This is a genomic window from Nocardia grenadensis NBRC 108939, assembly GCF_001613445.1.
GTDB lineage: Bacteria > Actinomycetota > Actinomycetes > Mycobacteriales > Mycobacteriaceae > Nocardia > Nocardia grenadensis.
Map to the genome: position 1 here is coordinate 64,848 of NZ_BDCJ01000001.1, position 21,367 is coordinate 86,214.

23 protein-coding genes and 2 pseudogenes are annotated in these 21,367 nt (G+C 70.8%); 7 read left to right on the forward strand and 18 right to left on the reverse strand.

Features of this window, described 5'->3' with window-relative positions:
• The first annotated feature begins 122 nt into the window (after positions 1-122).
• Both NGR01S_RS00315 and NGR01S_RS00320 read left to right on the forward strand, forming a co-directional pair.
• A complete protein-coding gene (locus NGR01S_RS00315) occupies positions 123-1,070 on the forward strand; it encodes a helix-turn-helix transcriptional regulator (protein ID WP_063034122.1) in 948 nt (315 codons plus the stop codon).
• A 119-nt stretch (positions 1,071-1,189) separates the two neighbouring features.
• On the forward strand, positions 1,190-1,597 hold the full coding sequence (locus tag NGR01S_RS00320; RefSeq protein ID WP_063034123.1) for a four-helix bundle copper-binding protein: 408 nt from the start codon (positions 1,190-1,192) through the stop codon (positions 1,595-1,597).
• Positions 1,598-1,647: 50 nt separating this feature from the next.
• Here NGR01S_RS00320 and NGR01S_RS32090 read toward each other — a convergent pair whose 3' ends face one another.
• Entirely contained in the window at positions 1,648-1,977 is a 330-nt protein-coding gene (locus tag NGR01S_RS32090; RefSeq protein ID WP_245664362.1) for a cytochrome P450, read from the reverse strand.
• On the reverse strand, positions 1,974-2,198 hold the full coding sequence (locus tag NGR01S_RS32095; protein ID WP_245664363.1) for a hypothetical protein: 225 nt from the start codon (positions 2,196-2,198) through the stop codon (positions 1,974-1,976). Before NGR01S_RS32095 ends, NGR01S_RS32090 begins: the two co-directional genes overlap by 4 nt.
• A gap of 371 nt (positions 2,199-2,569) precedes the next feature.
• Between NGR01S_RS32095 and NGR01S_RS00335 the strand changes: the two genes are divergently transcribed.
• The 3 genes from NGR01S_RS00335 to NGR01S_RS00345 all read left to right on the forward strand — a co-directional run bounded on the left by NGR01S_RS00335 (position 2,570) and on the right by NGR01S_RS00345 (position 4,147).
• The gene (locus tag NGR01S_RS00335; RefSeq protein WP_063034240.1) at positions 2,570-2,923 is read left to right on the forward strand and encodes a UBP-type zinc finger domain-containing protein; all 354 of its coding nucleotides are present in this window, start codon (positions 2,570-2,572) and stop codon (positions 2,921-2,923) included.
• 162 nt (positions 2,924-3,085) lie between these two features.
• Positions 3,086-3,532, forward strand: a complete 447-nt coding sequence (locus tag NGR01S_RS00340) for a WDGH domain-containing protein (protein ID WP_169811847.1) — start codon at positions 3,086-3,088, stop codon at positions 3,530-3,532.
• 288 nt (positions 3,533-3,820) lie between these two features.
• The gene (locus tag NGR01S_RS00345) at positions 3,821-4,147 is read left to right on the forward strand and encodes a histone-like nucleoid-structuring protein Lsr2 (RefSeq protein WP_063034241.1); all 327 of its coding nucleotides are present in this window, start codon (positions 3,821-3,823) and stop codon (positions 4,145-4,147) included.
• Positions 4,148-4,190: 43 nt separating this feature from the next.
• Here the strand turns inward: NGR01S_RS00345 and NGR01S_RS00350 are convergent, their stop codons facing one another.
• On the reverse strand, positions 4,191-4,847 hold the full coding sequence (locus tag NGR01S_RS00350; RefSeq protein WP_063034127.1) for a hypothetical protein: 657 nt from the start codon (positions 4,845-4,847) through the stop codon (positions 4,191-4,193).
• Positions 4,848-4,865: 18 nt separating this feature from the next.
• Here NGR01S_RS00350 and NGR01S_RS00355 point away from each other — a divergent pair, with 18 nt between their 5' ends.
• Complete coding sequence (locus tag NGR01S_RS00355) at positions 4,866-5,099, forward strand: hypothetical protein (RefSeq protein ID WP_063034128.1); 234 nt, start codon at positions 4,866-4,868, stop codon at positions 5,097-5,099.
• A 21-nt stretch (positions 5,100-5,120) separates the two neighbouring features.
• Here NGR01S_RS00355 and NGR01S_RS00360 read toward each other — a convergent pair whose 3' ends face one another.
• The 4 genes and pseudogenes from NGR01S_RS00360 to NGR01S_RS00365 all read right to left on the reverse strand — a co-directional run bounded on the left by NGR01S_RS00360 (position 5,121) and on the right by NGR01S_RS00365 (position 7,593).
• Entirely contained in the window at positions 5,121-5,789 is a 669-nt protein-coding gene (locus tag NGR01S_RS00360; RefSeq protein ID WP_063034129.1) for a hypothetical protein, read from the reverse strand.
• 322 nt (positions 5,790-6,111) lie between these two features.
• Positions 6,112-6,618: pseudogene (locus NGR01S_RS32100) on the reverse strand (MSMEG_0568 family radical SAM protein); the annotation flags it as partial.
• 12 nt (positions 6,619-6,630) lie between these two features.
• A pseudogene (locus NGR01S_RS29790) lies at positions 6,631-6,951 on the reverse strand (MSMEG_0572/Sll0783 family nitrogen starvation response protein); the annotation flags it as partial.
• Between the two features lie 108 nt (positions 6,952-7,059).
• Positions 7,060-7,593 carry a winged helix DNA-binding protein gene (locus tag NGR01S_RS00365; protein WP_157107061.1) on the reverse strand — a complete coding sequence of 178 codons (534 nt, stop codon included), beginning with the start codon at positions 7,591-7,593 and terminating at the stop codon, positions 7,060-7,062.
• Between the two features lie 77 nt (positions 7,594-7,670).
• Between NGR01S_RS00365 and NGR01S_RS00370 the strand changes: the two genes are divergently transcribed.
• The gene (locus NGR01S_RS00370) at positions 7,671-8,084 is read left to right on the forward strand and encodes a MarR family winged helix-turn-helix transcriptional regulator (RefSeq protein ID WP_218020689.1); all 414 of its coding nucleotides are present in this window, start codon (positions 7,671-7,673) and stop codon (positions 8,082-8,084) included.
• A 252-nt stretch (positions 8,085-8,336) separates the two neighbouring features.
• On the opposite strand, the gene NGR01S_RS00375 is transcribed toward NGR01S_RS00370, so the two are convergent.
• The 11 genes from NGR01S_RS00375 to NGR01S_RS00425 all read right to left on the reverse strand — a co-directional run bounded on the left by NGR01S_RS00375 (position 8,337) and on the right by NGR01S_RS00425 (position 21,298).
• Entirely contained in the window at positions 8,337-9,473 is a 1,137-nt protein-coding gene (locus NGR01S_RS00375) for a glycosyltransferase (protein ID WP_063034244.1), read from the reverse strand.
• Positions 9,474-9,559: 86 nt separating this feature from the next.
• Entirely contained in the window at positions 9,560-10,891 is a 1,332-nt protein-coding gene (locus tag NGR01S_RS00380) for a glutamate-1-semialdehyde 2,1-aminomutase (protein WP_063034245.1), read from the reverse strand.
• A 20-nt stretch (positions 10,892-10,911) separates the two neighbouring features.
• The gene (locus tag NGR01S_RS00385) at positions 10,912-11,475 is read right to left on the reverse strand and encodes a YdcF family protein (protein ID WP_063034246.1); all 564 of its coding nucleotides are present in this window, start codon (positions 11,473-11,475) and stop codon (positions 10,912-10,914) included.
• Position 11,476: 1 nt separating this feature from the next.
• Positions 11,477-12,856 carry a glycosyl hydrolase family 28-related protein gene (locus tag NGR01S_RS00390; protein ID WP_245664364.1) on the reverse strand — a complete coding sequence of 460 codons (1,380 nt, stop codon included), beginning with the start codon at positions 12,854-12,856 and terminating at the stop codon, positions 11,477-11,479.
• Positions 12,853-14,319: a hypothetical protein gene (locus NGR01S_RS00395; protein WP_063034130.1), complete on the reverse strand. Its 1,467-nt coding sequence runs from the start codon at positions 14,317-14,319 to the stop codon at positions 12,853-12,855. Before NGR01S_RS00395 ends, NGR01S_RS00390 begins: the two co-directional genes overlap by 4 nt.
• Positions 14,319-15,731: a hypothetical protein gene (locus NGR01S_RS00400; protein ID WP_063034131.1), complete on the reverse strand. Its 1,413-nt coding sequence runs from the start codon at positions 15,729-15,731 to the stop codon at positions 14,319-14,321. Before NGR01S_RS00400 ends, NGR01S_RS00395 begins: the two co-directional genes overlap by 1 nt.
• 24 nt (positions 15,732-15,755) lie before the next feature.
• Positions 15,756-16,760: a CgeB family protein gene (locus tag NGR01S_RS00405; RefSeq protein ID WP_063034132.1), complete on the reverse strand. Its 1,005-nt coding sequence runs from the start codon at positions 16,758-16,760 to the stop codon at positions 15,756-15,758.
• Positions 16,757-18,229, reverse strand: coding sequence for a lipopolysaccharide biosynthesis protein (locus NGR01S_RS00410; protein ID WP_245664365.1), 1,473 nt, complete (start codon positions 18,227-18,229; stop codon positions 16,757-16,759). Before NGR01S_RS00410 ends, NGR01S_RS00405 begins: the two co-directional genes overlap by 4 nt.
• A complete protein-coding gene (locus tag NGR01S_RS00415) occupies positions 18,226-19,380 on the reverse strand; it encodes a glycosyltransferase family 4 protein (RefSeq protein ID WP_063034133.1) in 1,155 nt (384 codons plus the stop codon). The genes NGR01S_RS00410 and NGR01S_RS00415 overlap by 4 nt, the downstream gene beginning before the upstream one ends.
• Positions 19,377-20,432, reverse strand: a complete 1,056-nt coding sequence (locus tag NGR01S_RS00420) for a glycosyltransferase family 4 protein (protein ID WP_063034249.1) — start codon at positions 20,430-20,432, stop codon at positions 19,377-19,379. The genes NGR01S_RS00415 and NGR01S_RS00420 overlap by 4 nt, the downstream gene beginning before the upstream one ends.
• A gap of 29 nt (positions 20,433-20,461) precedes the next feature.
• Positions 20,462-21,298 carry a glycosyltransferase family 2 protein gene (locus NGR01S_RS00425; RefSeq protein WP_063034134.1) on the reverse strand — a complete coding sequence of 279 codons (837 nt, stop codon included), beginning with the start codon at positions 21,296-21,298 and terminating at the stop codon, positions 20,462-20,464.
• Positions 21,299-21,367: the final 69 nt, after the last annotated feature.

Sequence of the window (21,367 nt, forward strand, 5' to 3'; positions counted from 1 at the left end):
GGGCCACCGCGTTCGCCGACCGGTTTGCCCGGGACGACGACGCATGGTGTCGTAGAAGAGAACGACCAGCGTTCCACTTGCTCGGCGGCCGGTGGCGCGTTCGAACCGGCGAGAGGCTGTACATGCGGAGTTTGGCGTTCGACAGCGAGGACCTCGGCGCGACGGAGGCATTCCTCAACGACGCCTACACCAGCATGCAGATCGGTAACGACAGCCCCCGCGGGGTGCGCACCCGCATCCGCCGCGACATGCTCGGCCCGGTCAGTCTCGACCGACTGGACCTGGGTTTCGATATGGCCTACAACGCCGACCCGCTGAACAGAGTCTGCCTGGTGACCGTGCACTCCGGGACGGTCGAAGAGGAATATCACGGTGTGGGCCGCGACACCTTCGCCCCGGGCGACTCCGGCCTGCTCACCCCGCACGACCTGCCGTACACCGGGGTGATTCGCTCCGCGCGCTACGACATCACCATGTTCGGCCCGGCATTGCTGGACCGTCTCGCGACCACCACCGATGCGGCCGACCCCGTCCGCCTCAGTGGCCACCGGCCGGTGAACCAGGCGGCGAACCGGCAGCTGACCGCGGTGATCACCCATCTGCAACGGGTCGCCACCGACCCCGCCACCGCGGACAGTCCGCTGCTCGCCGCGGCCGGCGCCGATTATCTCGCCGCTACTGTGCTCGCCACCATGCCGACCACGGCGGCGACCGAGGCCGCGGCCACCGACCGTCGCGACGCCCATCCCGAGACGGTGCGCCGCGCCGTGGCCTATCTCGAATCGCATCTGCACGAGGATGTGACGATCACCCAGGTGGCGGCCGCGGCGTTCGTGACGCCGCGCGCCCTGCAACTGGCGTTCCGGCGCCATCTCGGCACGACACCGCTGCGATATCTGCGCAGGCTGCGGCTGGCCGGCGCGCACGACGACCTGTGCGCCGCCGTGCGCGGGGACGGGCGGACCGTCGCGACCATCGCCTACCGATGGGGTTTCGCCCATCCGGGCCGTTTCGCGATCGCCTATCGCCATCACTACGGACGCTCGCCGTCGGAGGTTCTGCACACCTGAATCCGCAGCGCCGCGATATGCGCTACTCCGCCGGGAAACGTCCCGGCGGCGCAGGTGTGCGTGGCCGGCCATCGGGTAGCACGCCGGGGAGATCCGTCGACCCGACCGAGGAGCACACCATGACGCATGCGGCCGAAATGCTGGACCTGTACCCCCACGACCTGGACGGAATCGACCGCACCGCCCTGACCCGGTGTATCGAGGAATGTTTCTCGTGCGCGCAGGTGTGTACCGCGTGCGCCGATTCCTGCCTCAGCGAAGCCGTAGTCGCCGACCTGGTGACCTGTATCCGCACCGACCTGGACTGTGCCGAGATCTGCGATACCACCGGTCGCGTGCTCACCCGGCACACCGGGGGCCGTACCGCGCCGACCCGGCCGCTGCTCGAGGCCTGCGCCGCCGCCTGCGCGGCGTGCCGGGAGGAATGCCTGCGGCATGCCGGCACGCATGAGCACTGTGAGGTGTGTGCGGAGGCGTGCCGCCGTTGCGAACAGGCCTGCCGGGACCTGCTCGCGACGCTCGGCTGACCGCCCGTGGTGAACAGCCGGGACGAAGCGGCGGGCCGCTGTGGCCGTGCTCATCGCCGCGCGGCGTCCGCGGTTCTCGGGGCACCGGGCACGACCGTGAACTCGAGCCCGTAATTGTTCAGGGTGGCGGGCAGTGGTGCGGCCGGGCCGAGTGGTGGATGTGAGCGCAGGCGGAGTTCGGGGCCGGACACCATATGCGCGAGCAGTGCGCTGGTGGCGAACAGGACCAGATTCCGTCCCGGGCATTCGGCGGGGCCGGCGCTGAACGGCACCAACTGCGGGTACTCCTGCGCTCGCCCATCCAACCAGATGTCGGGTACGAACCGGTCGGCGAAGGGTAGCGTGTCGCGATCGCGGTGGAAGGCCGGCGCCACGATCACCGGCGCCGCCCCGGGCTCCAGCGCGAACTCCGCCGCACCAGCCGCCACCACGCGGCCGTGAACGTGCCGACGTCCAGTAGCCCGCGCCCCCGGGTACGGGTGAGCAGATCCTGTGCTTCGTCGGCGACCTTCGCCGCGAAGGGGGCCGCGAGACGATGCAGTGGTGCGCCGGTATCCAGCGCCGCCTCGCTCCACCATGCCGCGGTCCAGGACGCCGTCACCCACGACACCCCTGCCGGGATCGCGTCCGCGCCGGCGGTGCACTGTTGCCACCTCGACCTCGGGCCGTTCGCGGCCATCGGCGCCTGGAAGGACCGATATGTGCCGGGCGGGTGGGCGCGTCCGTGGCGCGGCAAGGTCGGGTCGAAGGGCCGGATGAGCGCCGCCGCGGCCCTGACCGCGCTGGCGGGCCGACCCCACGGAACGGGGCACCACCGACCGCGCATGTTCGGTCCGCAGGTGCGGCGATCGGTCCCTCGGACGCGGTAGGGTTCCGGTCGTGGCCGGGCGGCGTCGCAGTTCCCGCCATCCGCCCGCGCTGCGCGCGGACCGCGTGCCCCTCGTCCTTCATCGGTATTCGCGGAGGTACATGATGTCTCAGGCCATCGAGGGCATCGACCCGGCCGTGCCGCCCAGCGGCCCGGGGTGTGTCGAATGCGAACGGGCCCAAGGCTGGTGGGTGCATCTGCGGCGGTGTGCCCAGTGCGGACATATCGGCTGCTGTGACTCGTCTCCTGCCCGGCACGCCACCGCGCACTTCACCGCGACCGGGCACCCGTTCGTGCAGAGTTACGAACCGGGCGAGGACTGGTTCTGGGACTATCGGTCCGGCGAAATGTACGAGTCAGGGCCGGAACTCGCGCCGCCGCGGAATCATCCGAGCTCGCAGACCGTGCCCGGGCCGCGGGATCGGGTACCGGCGGACTGGCAGGACCACATCCACTGAGGTCGGCCGGCCCCCCTCGCGTCCGGGGCGCCGATCCGGCGCGGCACTCCGGCCGTATCGAACCCGTAGTCGCGGTGCGGCCGGAACCTGCGCGCGACGGGAAACCGCTGACCCACTCCGTCCCCCGCGGACAAACCCTCCAGCGAATCGAGCACCGAGTCGATGCGCATTGCGTCGAATGGTGGCCGGATCGGGTACTCGACCGATCACCAGCACAGCGAGCGACCTGGAGGCGGCGTGCACGGCGAGGCGGACGAGAACACCAGCGACGGCGTCCACACATTCGCCGAGCTGTACCACTATCGGATGTTGTACAACGCGCTCGTATTCAACGAATGGGCGCGCGGCGACCGATACGACGTGCACAAGAGCATCCGGCACAGCGACGGGGAACTCTGTTTCGGTGGTGGCTGGTTCGTCGTGTACGCGACATTGCCGACCGGGCAGATCGCCAACCACTACCGGATGCGGCACTGGGGGCTGTTCCGGATCCCGGTACGGCCGGTGCCCGCTGTATGGGACGGGCACAGCGCGCACGAGGCCGCCGAGCGGATGCTCCGGTTCCTGCGGGAACCGCCGCCGGGATTCAGTCGGACGCCGGTGACCTGATCGAGGTCGCGCGGTATCGCCGGCGTGCGGTTGCGGCGCGGTCTGCCGAGGTGGCGGCCACCGTGGGTGCGGTGGAACACGCCCGGTCCACGACAGTGCCGAAGCCTTTCCGGGGCGGTGGGGGCACCCGTCCGGAGGCGCGGCCGCGCGCCGGCACTCTCGGACGAGAGTCCAAGTGGCTCTTTCTCATTGGTTTCTCAGCGTTTCTGAGGCGGTATTCGAGGGTGATACCAGTACGGTGTCGCGTGCCGGGTCGGCCGGTGGTGTAGTGAGTGAAGGGATGTGGGTGTGGCGCGCAGGGTAGTTGTCACGATGGTCGATGATCTGGATGGCGAATCCGTCGCGGCGGAGACGGTGTCGTTCGGCGTCGACGGATTGCTGTACGAAATCGACCTCTCCGAGGAGAATGCGCGGGAATTCCGCGCGGCACTGGACAAATGGGTGCCGTTCGCGCGCAGAGTCGGCAAACAGCGCCGGGCGAAAGGTCAGGTGCCGGACCGTCCGCAATCGGCGAAAACGGTGCGGGAATGGGCTCGGCGCAACGGGCACGAGATACCCGATCGCGGCCGTATCCCCGGTGCCGTGCTGGCGGCGTATCAGCGCGCCGCCGGCTGACGCCCGGGCACCACGGTAGGCCGTGGTGTTCCCCGGCCGGCGATCAGGTCGCCGGCTCGGGCGGGGCGTGGACGGCGATCTCTCCGCTGAGCGTCCGGCCGCCGTTGAGCCGCAGGCGGTCTCCGCTCCAGAATCGGCCGGGGTCGTACCAGTCGGGGCGGCGGGTCTCCGGGAGCAGACCCATCGCCTGGTAGGTGGCCGCCACGATCTCCGCGCAGTAGGCGTTCTCCACCTCGCGGGCGGCGGGCGGGCGGGAGCGGCGGCGCGGCAGCCTGACCCGGCCGCGGAACCAGCGCCCGGCGAGTGCCGCGGTGGACGGGAACGGGGTGCCGTCGAGCCGCGCCACCGTGCGTAGCACACCGTCCTCCATCTCCTGGGTGGCGGGCGGTTCGAGCTGCCGCAGCCAGGCCTGCTGACCGTAGCGATTCGCCCAGGTCAGTACCGCGTCGCGCAAATTGTGCAATTGAGCGCCGCGGTGCGCGGTGCCCGACCACATATCGGGTAGCGACCGGCCGAGTTCGGCGTGCCAGATCAGCGCGGGAAGATCGTCGATCACCACCGACATGCCCACGTGGTTGACCGGACTGTTCGTTGTCATCCGGATCATCCGATCGGCCGTGGAATGCCCACGGAACAACCAGATATCGCCTGTCCTGGTGATCTCGACAGCCCGGTCGAGATCGAGATCCGCACCCGCCATGGAAGTAGCCTATGCGCTATGAGGTGGTGGAAGGTATTGGGTTTGGCGGGAGCGGCCGGTGTGGTGGCCACCGGTGTGGTGGTGGTGCGCGCCGAACGCCGCCGTCGCGCCTACACTCCGGACGAGGTCCGCGAGCAGTTGCATGCTCGGTTCGCGCAGGCCGTGGCCGCCGAGCAGACAGTGCGGATTCCGGACCCGGAACCCCGCGCCGCCCGGCTCCGCGCTCAGGTGCGTCGGCTCTTCGGGCGCTGACGGCCCGCGCGCCGCCGCCGTTCAGACGACGGTGGCGGTCCGGGTCTGCGCGTAGGTGATGATCTCCTCCGCGAACTCCGACGCCGCGCGATCGGCGAAGCAGGTCCGCAGCCGGCGGATCGCCGTGTCGAGGTCCGGGCCGGGCCCGCGGTCGGCGAGCAGCACGACGATCGCCTCCCGGGTGCCGATACGGTCACCGGGTTGGGCCAGGAGTTCGGTCAGGTAGCGGTCGGGGTCGGCGAGCTGGATCGCCCGGCGCGCGTAGGCGTGGACGCGGCGGGGGAGTTCGGCGCGGATGGTGTCGAGATCGGTCTGCAGTGCGTGCCCGCCCGGTTGCTCCGGGTCGACCCGCAGCGACCACGGCCGGGTGAGTTCCTCGGGCAGGCCGTGATCGTCGATGAGGTCCGGGCCGGTGGCCTCCTCCAACGGGATCGGGGCCAGACCCAGCCGTTCGTTGCGCCAGTTGCCGAATTCCCACCAGGCCCGCGGCGTGGCGTCGAGATGCAGTCCGAATCGCAGAACCTGCTGACCGTCGGCCCAGATCCGCGACACCCGGGTGCGGCCGACGGACGCGACGCCCTCCGGCTCGACCCGCACCCAGGGGGCATCGGTGCCGTGAAAACCATACGGCTGGAGCAACTTTCCTGTTTCGCGTAGCAGGCGCCGCAGTGCCGGATCCGGTCTGATCATCCCGGCAGACTATCGATTCGCCCCGACACCTCGCCGCACCCGGCTCGCCCGGCGGGTTCGCGCGGGTCCGGCCGGACGATGTTCGGGACGCCGCCGCGGCCCCGGTCGCCGGCGCACCGGCATGGCCCGGAACCGTGTATCCAGCTGATGGGCGCACTGTCCAACGAAATTTGCCGGAGACCGCGACTTCATGCGCCGTGGACGGTGTACCGGTCGGCCGGAACGATCTCACTGCCGGAGGGAAGCGCCGACGGCGGAGTGGGCGCGGGGGTCCTCGGCGATCTGGGCGCCGGACTGACCGGTCCCGACGACCAGTACGGCACCGGTCGCGGCCCGCCGAGGTGCCGGTGATCATCACCCTCTGGCGGATCCCGTCGAGACGGACGGCCGCCGCCGCGACTTCGGCGAGCTGATGGGGGCGTTTCACCGCGACCGTCTGCCCGGCGGTGAGCGATGCCTCGATCGCACAGAAACGGCAGCGTTGGTCGGCGGTGTACCGGACACAGGTCTGCACCACGGTGGTGGCGAGTACGTCCGCGCCGTGCAGCCGGGCGATCCGGTCGTAGGCGACGCCGTCGGCGGTGCGCAGATCGTAGAAGCGCGGGCGCTGTACCGGTTCCACCGTGACCCCGGCATCGGCGCCCTCGAACAGCAGGCGGTCCCCGCGTATCGAGTACGGACTGTCGGACCGGATGGGGACGGCGGCACCGGCGCCCTCGAACAGCGCATGCCCGTCGTCGCTGGGACCGGCCCCGGAACGGCGCTGCACCGGAACGTCGACGCGGATACCGAGCAGTGCGAGGTCTACCCGGGTGGACACCTCGGTCATGACGGCGTCCTGGACCTGGTAGGTGGAATTGATGATGGCGCCCTTGCGGGCGTAGTGGATCAGGGCGTCCTGCACGTCCAGCGGATGTGCGGGAACCACCCCGGCGATGAGATCCTCCTCGCGCGCACCGTGCAGAGCGAGCCCGAAGCGGCGGGCGAAGACGGTGCCGCCTTCCTCGATGAAGGCCGCCAGCGCGTCGTTGCTGTTCTGGGCTCCGGGGAATCCGCTGTCACCGGTGCGTGGGAAGCCACGGTTGGCGATGCAGTTGATCGCGCCGGGACCGTAGAAGTAGCTGGCGGATTCGAAGCCTTTGCGCAGCGCTCGGGTGGCCTGCGGTGTAACCGTGCTCCTGCGGTTTCGCGGCCGGCGTTCACAGTACGCCTACGCGCGGCGCCGGATTTCGTAACCGGCGCGAAACCCGGCGCCCCGTCGCATGGATGCTCAGGCGGTGGTGGCCCGTTCGAGGTTGCCGATGATGCGTGCCATGACATCCATCATCTGGGCGAACTCCTGCTCGCTCACGCCGTCCGCCGAGAGGTCGCGGATGCGGCCGACCGAGTCGGCGGCTGTCGCCCGGGCGGTGCGTCCGGCTTCGGTGAGGACGTATCGTCCGTCGCCGTCGCGGCCGACCCATCCACGCGCGATCAGCGCGGCGACCACGTCGCGCGGGTCCTCGTTCTCGACCTCCCAGAACGGGCGGAGCGCGTCGGTCAGTTCCGCGTCGTCGGCCGGGCCGGCGGCGAGGGCGTTGAGGGTCTGCCATTCGCGCCGGGAGAGGCCGGCTTCGGCCACCAGCCTGTCGAAGGTCAGTTCGATCAGCTGGTCGAGACGTTTGACCTGGTAACCGATGAGCCGGTTCTCGCCCGCGGGTGCCGCTTCCGCCGGGGCCGGGTCGGTAGCCGGTTCGCCGCAGGCGGCGGCCAGCGGGATGAGCAGTGCGGTGGCGGTGCCGAGTAGCAGGGTGCGGACGTTCATCGAGTCTCCTATCAGATACATGAACAACCATAATTAGTTGATATTCGACATGTATATATCCGTAATAGCATGTCCGGGTGGACGATGTCGAGCGCGTAGAACGAGCGATGATCGCGATCCGCCGTCGGCAGACCCGGCGAGCCCTCGCGAAAGAGGGCGAAGCGGCCGGCCAGTCCTTCGAAGTGCTGGACGTGATCGAGGCGACGCCGGAACCCACCGTGTCGGCGGTGGCATCCGCCCTGGCCGTGGATCAGCCGCGGGCCAGCAAGCTGGTGGCGGCCGCAGTGTCCGAAGGCCTGGTTCGCCGGGTCGCCGATCAGTCCGACGGCAGACGTTCGGTGCTGGTCCTCACCGAACGCGGCCGGCAGATCCTCGAGCGGTCCCACGCGCGGCGCCGGGCCGCCTTCGATACCGCCATGGACGGCTGGACGGCGGGCGAGCGCCGCGAATTCGCGCGGTTGCTCGATCGTTTCGTGCGGGCGATGCCCTGATGCCCCGGCGGATGGAGATGCCGGGGTACCAGGGGTATCCGGGACCTGGTTCGGTCCGAGCACGGTGAGTCCGGTCGGCACCGTCCCCGGGTCCGCAGGGCCGGGTCAGGTCCGGCGGCCAGGTGCCCCGCCTGCGCACTGTCGCGGAGCCCGCGCCGGAACGCTCCTCCAGCGACCGGCCCTCCGGCGGCAGCGAACCCGCGACAACGTACTCCTCGCGGATCGGGACCTTCCCACGCCCCCGGCGTTCGATCAGACCGTCCCGGCGCAGCAAGGGATCGAACCGGTGAGCACCCCGGTCAGGGTTTCCGCCATGCGGGCCCGGAACACCGGGGGAGCGAACGTTTCCGCGTGCTTGCGAATCCCGGCCGGATCCAGATCGGTGGTGGACGGGTCGCGGAGGGCGGCCGCGAAACCATCGATCACCTCCTCGTCGACTCCGCCCGCGATATGTCCGCCGGTGCGCCCGGGAATCACGGTGTCCAGGGCCCCGCCCGCCCCGACCGCGAGGACGGGCGCCCCGCAGGCCATCGCCTCCACCGGCACGATCCCGAAGTCCTCCACTCCGGGCATGAGCAGGGCGCGGCAGCGACGGTACATATCGGCCAGGACGGCGTCCGGGGCGGCGCCGAGGAAGGTGGTCTCCGGGCCGGCGATCGCCTCCAGCCGGCGGCGGTACCGGCCGTCACCGACCACGACCAGGCGCAGGCCGGCCCGCTGGGCGGCACGGATCGCCAGGTCGGGACGTTTGTAGGGGACCAGGCGGCCGGCGAAGAGCAGGAAATCCTCACGCGGTACCGACGGATCCGCGGCGAAGCGGTCCAGGTGCACCGGGGGATAGACGACCGTGGCGGGTCGTCCCCACCAGTCCCGGACCCGGTCGGCCACCGCGCGGCTGTTCGCGACCACCGCCGCGAGCCGGGGCGCCGCGGCGGTTTCGGTGCGCCGGGCCAGTACACCGAGCGCGGCGAGCGCGGTGCGCCCGGCGGGGCCGTCGGCTTCCCGGGCCCGGAACGCCGGATCCCAGGCCCAGCGGGCGGGGCTGTGTACGTAGGCGATCACTGGGGCGTCGGTGGCGAAGACCGCCTGGGTAGCGAAGGCATGATGGCTGACCACCACCGCGTCGTACTCCGCGCGTAGGGGGAGCCGGCGCAGCGCCCGGGGGACCAGGGGCAGTAGCGGTGCGTGGGACCGCTTACCGGTGAGCGCGTAGAGGCGCGACAGCCGGGTGCCGGCGACGGTGTCCCACGGTGGATGCGCGAGGGCCGGTGCGGCGGCGGGATCGACGATCGGCGCGAACACCCGGGCGTCCGGCCAGGTCCGGCACAGTTCCCCGACGACCGCTTCCGATCCGCCGTATTCGGTGAACCGTTCGTGCACGATCGCCAGCCGGGGGCCACCCGGCCGGGCGGTCGCCGTGGGCCGACCGCTCGGGTCGGCGGGCGTGGGCGGGGCAGGGGTGGCGGCGTTCGTGGTCACCGGGCGACCTCCGCGAGCAGCCGGCGAGGTGCGGCGTGGGCACGCAGCGCGGGGGCCACCGGGCGGCCTTCGAGCAGGCCGGTGACAGTGCCCTGGTCGAGGGCCCGCCGGTAGACCGCGGCGGCGTGGCGGCAGGCGACGATCGTGTGGTCGATATCGCGGTCGGTATGCGCGGCGGAGGTGACGAACGATTGCCCGAGTACGCCGTGGCGCAGCAATTCCTGGAGGAAGAGGGTGCGGAACTCCTGGGACGGGTTGCCGTCGGGATCGAGTGTCCGGAACAGCAGGCACGATGGGCGCCCGGCGAGACACAACCGGTCGCCGATACCCATTTCGGCGGTGATCTCCTCGACCCCCGTCCGCAGTCGCCGACCGGCGGCCTCCATCCGGCCCACCGGATCGGTGGTGGCGTAGGCGTGGACGACGGCCCGGAAGGCGGCCAGTCCACCCGTTTCCGGGCCGTGGGTGGTCGACAGCAGGAACACCCGGTCCGCGTCGGTCCGCAAGCCGCCCAGTTCGAGATATTCCCGGCGCCCGGCGAGGGCGGCGATCGGGAAACCGTTACCCATCGCCTTGCCCCAGCACGACAGATCCGGCACCACGCCGTATACCTGCTGCGCTCCGCCGGCCGCCCACCGGAAACCGGTGATCATCTCGTCGAACACCAGCAGCGTGCCGTAACGGTCGCACAGTTCTCGCACGCCGAGTAGGTAGCCGGGCGGCGGTTCCTGGAGCGCGGTCGCGGCTTCCATGACCACGCAGGCGATCTCGCGTCCGGCCAGGACCTGTTCCAGGGCGGGTAGGTCGCCGTAAGGGAAGGAGACTGTCGGCTGGGGTGGGATCCCGGCCGACATCGCGGTGGTCCCGATGAACCAGTCGTCCACGGAGAAGAAGGGTTGCGCGCAGACCGCGACGGTGGTCCGGCCGGTCACCGCACGCGTCAGCCGCACCGCGGCGGTGGTGGCATCGGAGCCGTTCTTGGCGAATTTCACCATATCCGCGCCGGGCACCAGCGCCAGGAAATCCTCGGCGGCGGCCAGTTCGGTGACGGTGGGCCGGGAGAAGCCGACACCGTCGGCGATGGCGGCGGTTACCGCGTCGACGACGGGTCGGTAGCCGTGCCCGAGCGTGACCGACCGCAGGCCCATCCCGTATTCGACGAATTCGTTGCCGTCGCAATCGGTGACCCGGCAACCCTGTCCGCGCACCAGTACCGGCGCCATATGCTCGGGGTACTGGTCGGCGCCGCGGGCATAGGTGTGCGCGCCGCCGGGTACCAGGTCGTGCAGCCGCGCCTGGACGGCGGCGCTGCGGCCGAAATCGGTGATCACACTCGCTCCTTCGCGGCTCAGCAGCCGGATTCGGTGAAGGCCTTCAGATACCCGGCGGTCTGCCGCACGTACATCCAGGCCTGGAACACGGGGTCGGTACGGCTCGGGCTGGCGACCATGGTGAGTTCACCGTCGAAGCAGCGGCCGACGATATAGCGGGCCCGGGAGACGTGCGGGGTGAAAGTGACGACGATGATGTGCCGCCAGCCGCCTGCCTCCGCCCGGCGGCGGATCTCCTGGGCTTCCCCGCGGGTGGTCCACGGGTGTGGTTCGAAACAGGTCACCCGGAACGGGTATCCGGTGCGGCAGTAACGGTCCATCCGCGGATCGTCGAGACCGGTGGACGCGGCGATCAGCAACTCCGGTGCCCACTGTTGCCGCACCAGCTCGAGTCCGACATCGAATCGTTCGTACGGGGTCCCGCCGAGCACCACGATGGCATCGGCGCGGCGCAGCGGGTCCACCTGCGGTCGTACGAACACCGGCCCTCCGGCGACCGCCGCCAGGGTCGCCAGGACGACGAAGGCGGCCGCGACCCGCCACCGCCGCGGCCGGCGGGTTCCCGGGATGTGCGCGGTCATCTCAGCGCACCGGGCGGTCACGGCCCAGCGGCGCGGTGCGCAGGGCGCCGTCGGGAGCGACCACCAGGCGCCAGTACCCACCCTCCGGATCCCGCAGGACGACACCGGCGTCGGCGTGGTCGGACAACCACGCCCCGCTGGCCAGCACCGAGGCCAGGCCCGCACCGTCGGGGGCGACGGCACGCAGGATCTCCTCCGCGCCCTCGGCGCGGGCGGTGACCGGACCGGTGAACGTCGGCCGGTGGGTCTGGCCGCGGCCCAGGACCTGCCAGTTGCTGGGGAACACCCGCGGGCCGATTTCGGTGCCCGCGCTGGAGATCAGGTTCACCGCGATCCCCTCCGGGCATCCGGCTTCGGCGATCCGCAGTTCGACCGGGCTGCCGCCGGGGTCGGCGTCGAAGGCGATATTCGCCAGATACGGCTGCCGGCAGTAGATCAGGTCGATATCGCACGAGCGCGCCGCGACCTTGCAGTTCACCATGCCGAACTGGGACGGGCCGCCTTTGCCCGCGGTGCCGACCTGCACCGCGATATCGGCGCCCTCGAACCACACATTGGTGAGCCACCAGTTGTTGGCGGCGCCGTCGACGAACAGGTGGCGGTCGGTGGTCGCCGGGTCGTTGTCGGAGACGAATTCGACATTGGTGAGCGATAGTCCGGCGTTGTGGTCGTTGCCGGTGCCGAGCACCCCGATCCGGTTACCGGAGAACTTCGAGGAGGTGACGTAGTTCTGGATACAGGAGGTGGCCAGGCCGATACCGAAATTGTTGATATCGCAGTCGATGAACGAGGTGCCGCCGGTGTTCGCCTCCAGCACCACACCCGTCTGCGCGGCGTAGCGGGGATAGTTGTCGGAGAGGTGGTTGCCGCGGATGAGGACGGTATCGAAACTGCAGCGGAAGCATTCGGTGAGCCGGACCGCGGTGGCCTCCGGGCCGGACAGATAGAACCCCATGCGCGCGAACCGGACCCGCTGTTTGCCCTCCAGATCGACCAGCGTGACGTCCTGGTCGCAGAACACCGTGGTCACATCGGCGCCGTCACCGTAGACCACGGAGTGGTCGGGTAGGTCGGGCCAGGCGGTGACCCGGTAATCCCCGGCGGGGAGATACACCACCGGTGGGGCGCCGTCGGTGCGGCAGGCGGCGGCCAGCGCCTCGGTATCGTCGGCTTTCCCGTCGCCGACCGCGCCGAACGCGCGGATATCGCGCACGGTCGGCGAGGCGGTGCCGGTGGCCAGCACGATGGGCGCGGGCGGACCCGACGCGGCCAACGGTACCGTGACGGCACCGATTCCGGCGGCGCCCAGGCTCGCCGCGAGCAGATCACGCCGCTGGATCCGCCGCCCGCCCTCGTCCCGGCGTGCTCGCTTGTCGCTCACGAGCGCCGCCACCAGGTCCGGCGGGGCGCCACCGCGACCACCCCGGATACGGTGGCCCCGGCGGCGGTCAGCGCGGTGAGTGCCGACTCGATCCGGCCGCGGCGGCCGCTCCCGAGCCGCACCACCGCGACGGTGCCCGCCGCCTTCGGCGCGACGGCCGGGGCGTCGGCGTCGGCGATATCGACGATCACGCGGTCGAAGCGTTTCGTGACCTCGCCGAGGATCGTCTCGAAGCGTGTGGAGGCCAGCAGATCCGGTGTCCGTTCGTCGGCGCTACCCAGGGCCAGCACGACCACCGACCGCTGGGGCCAGGCGACGAAGGCTTCGTCGAGATGGACGTCCTCGCGCAGGACGGCGGCCAGCCCGTCCGCCGCCCACGGGCCGGTCTCGGTGGGGACCGCCGGCACGGATGCGGGCAGTTCGTCGAGCGCCGCGGCCGGTTTGGTCCGCAGATCGAGTTTGACTGTCGGCGGGTCGAAGATCTCCCCGCGGATCGCCGCGGAGGTACGGCCGGACGCGGCGGTCACCAGCTCGCGGGCCTGCTTCCTGTCCCGGACCGGCCAGTCGCCGGTCGTCGCGGGCGACTGGAGTGCGGATTCGGGCAGCAGGGCCGAGACACCGTGCCCGGTCGTGTTCGCATCGATCACCAGGACCTCTGCGCCGGTGGCGCCGAGTACCGAGGCCGCGCCGAGGACAAGTGCGGGTTCGTAATTCGCGTCCAGTGCCGTGAAGACCAGCGGCTTGGCCTCGGGCAGCCGGGCCCGCAGCGCCCGCAGCCCGGCCGACTCGCGGTCGGTGCCCGGCGCGACCGTGGCCAGCACCGGCTGTCCCAGCGCCGCGAGTTCCGCGCTGTCGCGGACCCGGGTGTTCAGCCGATTCAGCAGGTAGGCGAGGGCCGCGCCGAGCAGCAGGCCGCCCAGCGCGCCGACCGCGTACAGCCGGGACCCACCCGGGCCACTCGCCTCGGCGGGAGCCTGCGCGGCGTCCACGACCGCCACGCGCGCTGCGGGGGCGGCGGTGACCTCGATGGTCTCCAGTTCGTCGACCAGCGCGCGGAACTGGGCGACCACCTGATCGGTGAGCACCCGGCTGGTCTCGGGATCCTCGTCGGTTACCGAGACCCGCAGCAGCGAGGTCGCCGGCGGGGTATCGGCGGTGATCGCGGCGCGGAGTTCGTCACGGTCCAGGTTCAGCCCGAGCTGGCCGATGACCCGGTCCACCACATGGTCGCTGGTGATCAGCTCGAGATAGGACCGCACCCGTTGCTGGGCGGCCAGACCGCCCTGATAGGAATCGGCCACCGAGGTACCGGTGGCCATCGATACGTACAGGGTACTGGTGGCCGTATAGGTGGTCGGCGTCGATTCGACCTGATACGCCGCCAGACCCACGCCCAGCGCCACGCCCGCCAGCAGTACCGCCCAGTAGCGGCGCAGCAGGCGCAGGTAATCGGGCAGTTCCATCATCGTGTTCCTTCACTTCCCACGCTTGCGCCGACCGGTACCGCGACGGGTCCGGCCGGTGGTTGTCCATCGGGTGCAGCGGGCGGCCCGTGGACGCGCCGCCACTGGCCCACGGCCAGCCGGACCAGCCAGGCCAGCACCACGACCTGGAGGTATTTTCCGAGAGTTTCGGCACTGCCGAGCATGCCGCGTTCGAAGACGACCGGCACCTCGATCAGCGCGATACCGAACAGCGCCGGCACCAGATGCCGCGCGTAGAGCGACCGCGCCCAGCCCACCAGGACGACCGCGGTGAACATCACCCCGACGACGACCCCTGGCAGGCCGGCGATCACATAGCCCTCACTGATATTGCCTTCCGCCAGCGATACCGACACCTGGCTCATATCCACCGAGGCGCCGCGTACTTCGCTCGCCCAGGCGGTTCCGGCGTGCAGCTTCTCCTCGGCCAGCAGTTGCGCCGGCACCATGCTGCGCGCCAGGTGCCCGATCACTTCGCCGGGGCTCAGCCACGAGTTCGGCCCCAGGTAGTAGGCGTCGGTGGCGGCCTCGAGCAGGTCGAACCGGCGCAGCAGGCTCAGGAACGGGCGCACCCCCTCGGGATATGCCCCGTCCACGGCGGCCGCTTCGGCGCGCAGATACGGTGAGGTCTTCAGCGATTGCAGCCAGTCGAAGCCGGCGATACCGGTCATCGAGACCGCGCCGATGCCGAGCACCTTGTCCCGGGTCCAGCCGGTGAGCGCGAAACGTACCGCGACCGCCAGTGCGGCGCCCAGGATCGGCGTTTTCGATTCCGTGGCCGTGGTCCACCACAGTTCGCCGGCCATCAGCACGCCCAGTACCGCGATGGTGCCGGACTGCCGGGGCGGGCGGGCGAAGACGATCAATCCGATCGCGCCCAGGATGGCGGGCATGGTGAGCAGGCTCAGCACCGGTGAGGCGCTCTGCACATCGCCGGCCTGTCCGGCGGCGCCGGTGGCCACGCTGAGCAAGCGGGCGAAGGTGCCCAGTAGGTAGAGGACCCACAGGGTGGCGATCAGATCCGGATCACCGGCCAGCGGTGCCCGCCCCGGCCGGGGCCGGGTCCGGGTCCACAGGGCGAAAACCAGCACGATCAGCGCGTAGACGGTGAGACCGAAGGCCACCGGACGCAAGGCGGCCTCGATCCCCACGTCGTATCCGATCTCGGCCAGCCGCGGGTCGGCGACATTGTCACCGAAATGCGGATCGGGCCGCACGGTCAGCAGCACCACGGGGCGGGCGACATACGACATCGCCCAGTACACCGCCTGCGCGATCAGCAGCACCCGCAGCACACCGTGGGTGAGCAGGGCGGCGCACACCATGGTCGCCAGCGCCGCGACGACGACGAGCAGCGGCTCGTTCGAAGTGATCAGGTCCGGGATCACCATCGGCACCCTCGCGCGATCCGCGATTCAGTCCAGCGCACGCAGGATCTCCTTCGCCCGGTCGGTATAGGTGTGACCGCCCTCGACGATCCGGCGGTACCCGGCCTCGGCGGTTTTGGCCGCCTGATCCGGGTACAGCGCGCAGCGTTCGAGGATCTCGTCGAGTTCGTCGCGGCTGGAGAAGAGGAAGGCCTCGGTGCCGTCGTCGAGCAGTTCGGCGTGTTCGTCTGTGCGTTCACCGACGAACAACCCGCCCGACGCCGGCACCTCGAAGGTGCGGCAGGTGTGGGTGTCGCGGTTGGCGGAGTTGAGCAGCACCAGGTTCGCCGTCACCGACGCCACCGCGATCGCGAAATCCTCTCCGTACACCGGTCCGGCGACCGCGGCCCGGGTGGTCTGCAATTGGCGTACCCGCCGCCAGCCGGGACCGCGCACCAGCAGCTGGGATCCGTAGGTGCGGGCCAGGGACACGATGCCGGGCCGCCGGTCCGGGCGGCAGGCGCCGATGAAACCGACCAGGAACTGCCGGGTACCGCGCCGGGCCGCCGGATGATGCCAGGCCGGATCGTAGGCGCTGCGCACGAAGAGGGTCCGGGAGACGCCACGGCCGGCGAGTTCGGGCAGGTTGTGGCGTTTGGTGGTGACCACCATGTCCCATTCGGACTCGTGCGCGAGATAGTCCGCGGTGGTGTTGTCCGGATTCGAGACGTCGTCGGGGCTGTAGTGCACGTGATGCGCCGCCGGGATCTCCAGTAGCCGGGCCTGATCGAGATACACCGATTTGAAACCGAACACCAGGTCGGGGTGCAGTTCGGCGGCGGCCCGCTCCAACCGGGTGTGCACCCGGTCCACTGTCCACGGCGCCCGGCGCCCACCGGTTTTCGCGTACAGCCACGACGGTGCCAGCCGGGGCGGCAGGGTCACCGGGGTGGAGTCGACCACGATTACCTCGTGGCCGAGCCGGCGGAACCCTTCGGCGAGTGAGCGGGCATTGCTGCCCAGCCAGTCGTCGCCGACGAACAGAATCCTCATCGTGTCCCTCTCCTCTGCGCACCGACGGGCAGCGCAGTGCCCGTGGTACGTTCCCGCACGATCAGTGCGCGCATCCGCGCGAGATACCAGATCGCCACCGCGAATTCCGCGGCCACGATCCCGGCGGCCAGCGTCCACACCGAATGGGTGCGCAGGGTGAGCAGCAGTGCGCACCCTGCCACGACGGTCCCGGTGGCCGAACCGATCAGCACTCCGACGGTGTCCTGCCGCACCGGCAGGACCGCGGTGGTGACGAACGAGGTGACGGTGGTGGCGGGCAGTATCAGTGCCTCCAGGCGCAGGACACCGGCAGCGCCACCGAACTCGTCGCCGAAGACCAGCCCGATGATCAGCGGCGCCGCCACCCACAGCGCCGCGGTCGCCACACACGCCGCCGCCACACAGACCCCGAGCGCGCGCAGCGCGTCCGGCCAGAACCGTTCCTCACCACTACGTTTGGCCATCCGCGGCAGCAGCGCGAAACCGATCGGGTCCAAGAGCGACTGCACTGCCCGCACCAGCCGGTCCGCGGCGGAGTACAGCCCGAGCGACGCCGCGTTCAGGACCGCGCCGTAGACGGCGGCCGCGCCCTGCCCGTAGCTGGTGGTCAGCAGCCTTCCCGTCACGACCGGCAGGGCCGCGCGGATCAATTTCCACGCGCCGTGCGGACGACCGGGCGGACCGAACGCACGCCAGGTGTCCCACCAGGTCAGGGCCAGGCTGATCACCGAGGAGGCGAGCAGGCACAGCATCGCCATGGCGGCGCTGGGGAACCGGGGCAGCAGGGTCAGCAGCGCGACGAGATAGCCCACCCGGGCGATCGACTGGTACAGGGTGGACGCACCGAAACGGCCCTGGCCGATCAGCACCCAGTCCTCCGACATCGACCAGAAACCGCCGACGAACAACCCCAGCAGCACCATGCCCAGGTAGTCCGGCGCGCCCGCGGGAACTGCCGTCACCAGCGCCACCGCGAGCACACCGAGGATCCCGCCACGGATCGCGAGGTAGGTGCCGCGGGTGTGGTTCACGACCTCCCGGTCGGTCCCCGATTCCTGGATACGCGCGGCCAGATAGGAGGTGATACCCAGGTCCACGATCAGCGAGCCGAGGAAATACGCCGACATCCCGATGGCCAGCAGTCCCATTCCGGAGGCGCCGAGCAATCGCGCGATCAGCGGCAGGGTCGCGACCGTGACCAGGTACTGGCCGTATTTGCCGAAGCTGACGTAGGCGATATCGCGGAGGACCGTCGCCAGTTCCCGCAGTCGTGTCGCCTTGGTCCGCGGCTCCGTCTCCGCCGGCGGGATCGTCGTGATCAGCGGGAGTTTCTCGGTCGGCCAGTCGGCGAAGGCCGGGATGATCTCGGTCGGCAGGTCGTAGTCGGGGACGCGCAGGCCGTCCATCGACACGGGGTAGTGGCGGTGGACGATGCGGATCGGAATGGTGTGCGGGTCGGCGGGGTTCATCGTGCGCGCACCGTCCGCTCTCGGGTGACCTGTTCCAGTAGCCCGGTGACCGCCCGCGCGGTGGCCGCGATCCCGAAGTCGGCGCTGCGTTCGCGCGCCGCCGTACTGAGCCGGGTGCGCAGTGCGGGGTCGGCGATGAGCCGGTCCAGCGCGGCCGCGAGCGCGGCGGGGTCGCCGGGTGTCGTCAGCAGACCGTCGACCTCGGACCGCACTATCTCGGCCGGGCCGCCCGCGTCCGCCGCCACGACCGCGCATCCGGCGGCCATGGCCTCCACCACCACCTGTCCGAAGGGTTCGGCGAGCACCGAACAGTGCACCGCGATATCGGCGCGGGCGAAGTAGGGACCCGGATCGTCGACATGGCCGGTGAATTCGACCGGCAGTCCGAGCGCGGCGGCCGTGTGCTCCAGTCTCGCGCGGTAGTCCTGTTCGCCGAAGAACGTGCCGCCCACCAGCGCGACGGCCGCCGGCCGGTGGCGCAGCAGGGGGAGCGCGCGCAGCAGGATCTCCTGCCCCTTCCACGGGGTGAGACGGCCAACCATGGCGATCCGCACCGCATCGGGATCGCGCTGGTCCGCCCGGTGCGGGGCCGCGAGCGATTCGAGGCCCGGGTGGGCGATCGCCGCGACCCGGCCCCGGGTGTAGAGCGTGCGCAGCGTGGACCGGCTGTTGGCGACGATGCCGCGCGCGACCGTCCAACCCAGCACCCGTAGCGCGCACGCCAGTGCCCGGCCGAAGTATTCGCCGCTGATCCGGTCGTGGACCTGCCAGACCAGCGGGACTCCGGCGCGCCGGGCGGCCACGGCGCCCATCAGCAGAGCCTTCGTGCTCTGCGCGACCACCACGTCGGCACCCTGGGCCCGGACGATCGCCCCGAGCCGGACGCCCAGTCGAGCCAGGCCGGCCGCGCCGGTGAGCAACCGCAGCGGGCCGGAGCCGTCAACGGTCAGCGAGCGGCTGTCGAAAGCGCTGCCGCACATCGTGACCGGTATCCGGTGGGCACGGAACCGGTCCACCAGCGGGCCGGGGGCGGTGAACAACATCGACGGGTCCACCGTGCCGCTCGCGCGTAATGCGGTCAGCAGCCGCAGTGTCGCGAGTTCGGCACCGGAGGGCGCGGCGGTATGGGAGAGGAATACGGCGCGGATCATCCGGTCAGCTCCCGGTAGAGAGCGATATGCCGGTCGGCGGCCGCCGCCCACGAAAAGGTCTCGGCGTGCGCCCGGCAGCGGTCCGGAGCAGGGACCGCGCCGTCGAGCGCGGCGGAGAGCCGGGCGGCCAGCGCGCCGGCATCGCCCGGGGGCACGATCAGCGACGGGTCCAGGCCGCGGACCGAATCGGGCAGGCCACCGCACGCGGTGACGACCGGGGCGCGGCCCGCCGCCAGCGATTCCAGCGCGATGAGCCCGAAACCTTCCAGCGCCACCGACGGCACCACGGTGACCGCGGCCCTTCTGTACCAGCCGGTGAGTTCGGCGTCGGTGACCCGGCCGGTGAAGGTGACGCCCGAATCCGCGCCGCGGGCCTGTTCGCGCAACGACGACTCGGCCGTACCCGCGCCGACCAGTACCAACCGCGCCTCCGGGTGGGCGTCCCGAACCGCGGGCCAGGCCCGCAGCAGTACATCGATACCCATCCGGTGTTCCAGCCGGCGCACGCACAGCACCAGGGGTGTGGCGTCGCCGGGCAGTGGAGCGGGGCGGAACCGGTCCAGGTCGACACCCGGCGCGATCACGGCCACTCGGTCCGGTCGTACGCGGTAGTCGTGCACCAGCAGGTCCCGGAAGTGTTCGGACAGGACGACGAACCGGTCGGCCGGTCGGGCGCGCAACCTCTCCAGCGCGTACTTCGCGCCGACGGCCAGCGCATTGCCGCCGGCTGCCCGGCTCTCCGCCGCCCACGGCCCGTGGAAATGCACTACCAAGTGCCGAGTGCGGGCGTCGGGGGGCCCGTACAGCGCGAAATGCCGGTCCAGCACGGCCGGCCGGCCGGACGCGCCGGATGGGACGTCCCGGAACGCAGTACGCGCGCGCTGCCACGTGGAGCCCCCGACGGGTCCCCATGACAGCCCACCCGCGGGTGCGTCGCCGAACGCGGCAGCCGAGACCTCGACCTCGGGCCGGTCGGTCAGCGCCGCGAACAGATCGGTGAAGTAGCGGTTCAGCCCACCTGCCGCGGCCCCGAACCACTCCGAGCCGGTCATATGGATCCGCTGCGGCGCGGCCGGCGCGCTCATCGGCGCGACCCGATCCGGTCCCGGGCGAACTGCCCCGCCCGCACCCGCAACCGTTCCAGTGCCGTCCGCGCCAGCCGCAGATCGCCGATGGCCACATCCAGCGGCGAGAGCAGCAGCGGGCAGTCCCGGGCCAGTCGGTGGTGGAACCGCAGGGTCTCGCTGAGTTTGCTCACCGTCGAGGTGCGCGCGCAGAGATTGAACGACGAGGCCCGCCAGGCCGCCGCGACGTCGGTGAGGCCGAAGAACAACCCGAACTGCCCGACCCGCGCGAACAAGTCGACGTCCATGGGGAACACCAGGTCCCCGCGCAAACCGCCGACCCGGTCGAAGTGTTCGCGCCGGAACATCGCGGCGGCGGTGGGGCCGAAATCGGCGGGCCCGCGGCGCACAATGGTGCGGGCCAGCGCCCGGGAGGTGCGGACCCCGTCCAGACCCGGCAGGCCGAGACCGGTCTCCAGCAGCTCACCCTGTTCGTCGATCACCTGGAACCGGCTCGAGCTGATGGCGAACGCCGGATCGGACATCACCTCGAGCTGCGCCGCGAGCGAACCGGGCAGCAGGATATCGTCGGCGCACACCACTTTCACCAGGTCACCGGTGGACAACGCGATCGCGCGATTCCAGTTGTCGCCGATGGCCAGCGTGGTGGCGTTGCGTTCCACCCGGACCCGCGAATCGTGGAAGGACGCGGCGATCTCGCCGGTGGCGTCGGTGCTCGCATTGTCGAGCACCAGCAGTTCGAAGTCGACGTCCTGACTCAGAATCGAACGCAGCGTCTGTTCGAGTGTCCGCGCGGCCTCGTAGGCCGGGACACAGATCGACACGCTGACCACTGGTGATCCTTTCGATGAAATGGGAGGGGATACGCCGGGAAGGCCGGCGTATCCGAGGCAACGGTTCGC

What these genes read in the sequence shown, in the direction of transcription:
- NGR01S_RS00410 (WP_245664365.1), bottom strand. Translation starts at nt 18,229, where the DNA reads ATGAACCCCGCCGACCCGCACACCATTCCGATCCGCATCGTCCACCGC.
- NGR01S_RS00400 (WP_063034131.1), bottom strand. Translation starts at nt 15,731, where the DNA reads ATGGTGATCCCGGACCTGATCACTTCGAACGAGCCGCTGCTCGTCGTC.
- NGR01S_RS00415 (WP_063034133.1), bottom strand. Translation starts at nt 19,380, where the DNA reads ATGATCCGCGCCGTATTCCTCTCCCATACCGCCGCGCCCTCCGGTGCC.
- NGR01S_RS00385 (WP_063034246.1), bottom strand. Translation starts at nt 11,475, where the DNA reads ATGACCGCGCACATCCCGGGAACCCGCCGGCCGCGGCGGTGGCGGGTC.
- NGR01S_RS00365 (WP_157107061.1), bottom strand. Translation starts at nt 7,593, where the DNA reads ATGAACGTCCGCACCCTGCTACTCGGCACCGCCACCGCACTGCTCATC.
- NGR01S_RS00315 (WP_063034122.1), top strand. Translation starts at nt 123, where the DNA reads ATGCGGAGTTTGGCGTTCGACAGCGAGGACCTCGGCGCGACGGAGGCA.
- NGR01S_RS00335 (WP_063034240.1), top strand. Translation starts at nt 2,570, where the DNA reads ATGTCTCAGGCCATCGAGGGCATCGACCCGGCCGTGCCGCCCAGCGGC.
- NGR01S_RS00320 (WP_063034123.1), top strand. Translation starts at nt 1,190, where the DNA reads ATGACGCATGCGGCCGAAATGCTGGACCTGTACCCCCACGACCTGGAC.
- NGR01S_RS00350 (WP_063034127.1), bottom strand. Translation starts at nt 4,847, where the DNA reads ATGGCGGGTGCGGATCTCGATCTCGACCGGGCTGTCGAGATCACCAGG.
- NGR01S_RS00420 (WP_063034249.1), bottom strand. Translation starts at nt 20,432, where the DNA reads ATGACCGGCTCGGAGTGGTTCGGGGCCGCGGCAGGTGGGCTGAACCGC.
- NGR01S_RS00340 (WP_169811847.1), top strand. Translation starts at nt 3,086, where the DNA reads ATGCGCATTGCGTCGAATGGTGGCCGGATCGGGTACTCGACCGATCAC.
- NGR01S_RS00395 (WP_063034130.1), bottom strand. Translation starts at nt 14,319, where the DNA reads ATGGAACTGCCCGATTACCTGCGCCTGCTGCGCCGCTACTGGGCGGTA.
- NGR01S_RS00405 (WP_063034132.1), bottom strand. Translation starts at nt 16,760, where the DNA reads ATGAGGATTCTGTTCGTCGGCGACGACTGGCTGGGCAGCAATGCCCGC.
- NGR01S_RS00355 (WP_063034128.1), top strand. Translation starts at nt 4,866, where the DNA reads ATGAGGTGGTGGAAGGTATTGGGTTTGGCGGGAGCGGCCGGTGTGGTG.
- NGR01S_RS00360 (WP_063034129.1), bottom strand. Translation starts at nt 5,789, where the DNA reads ATGATCAGACCGGATCCGGCACTGCGGCGCCTGCTACGCGAAACAGGA.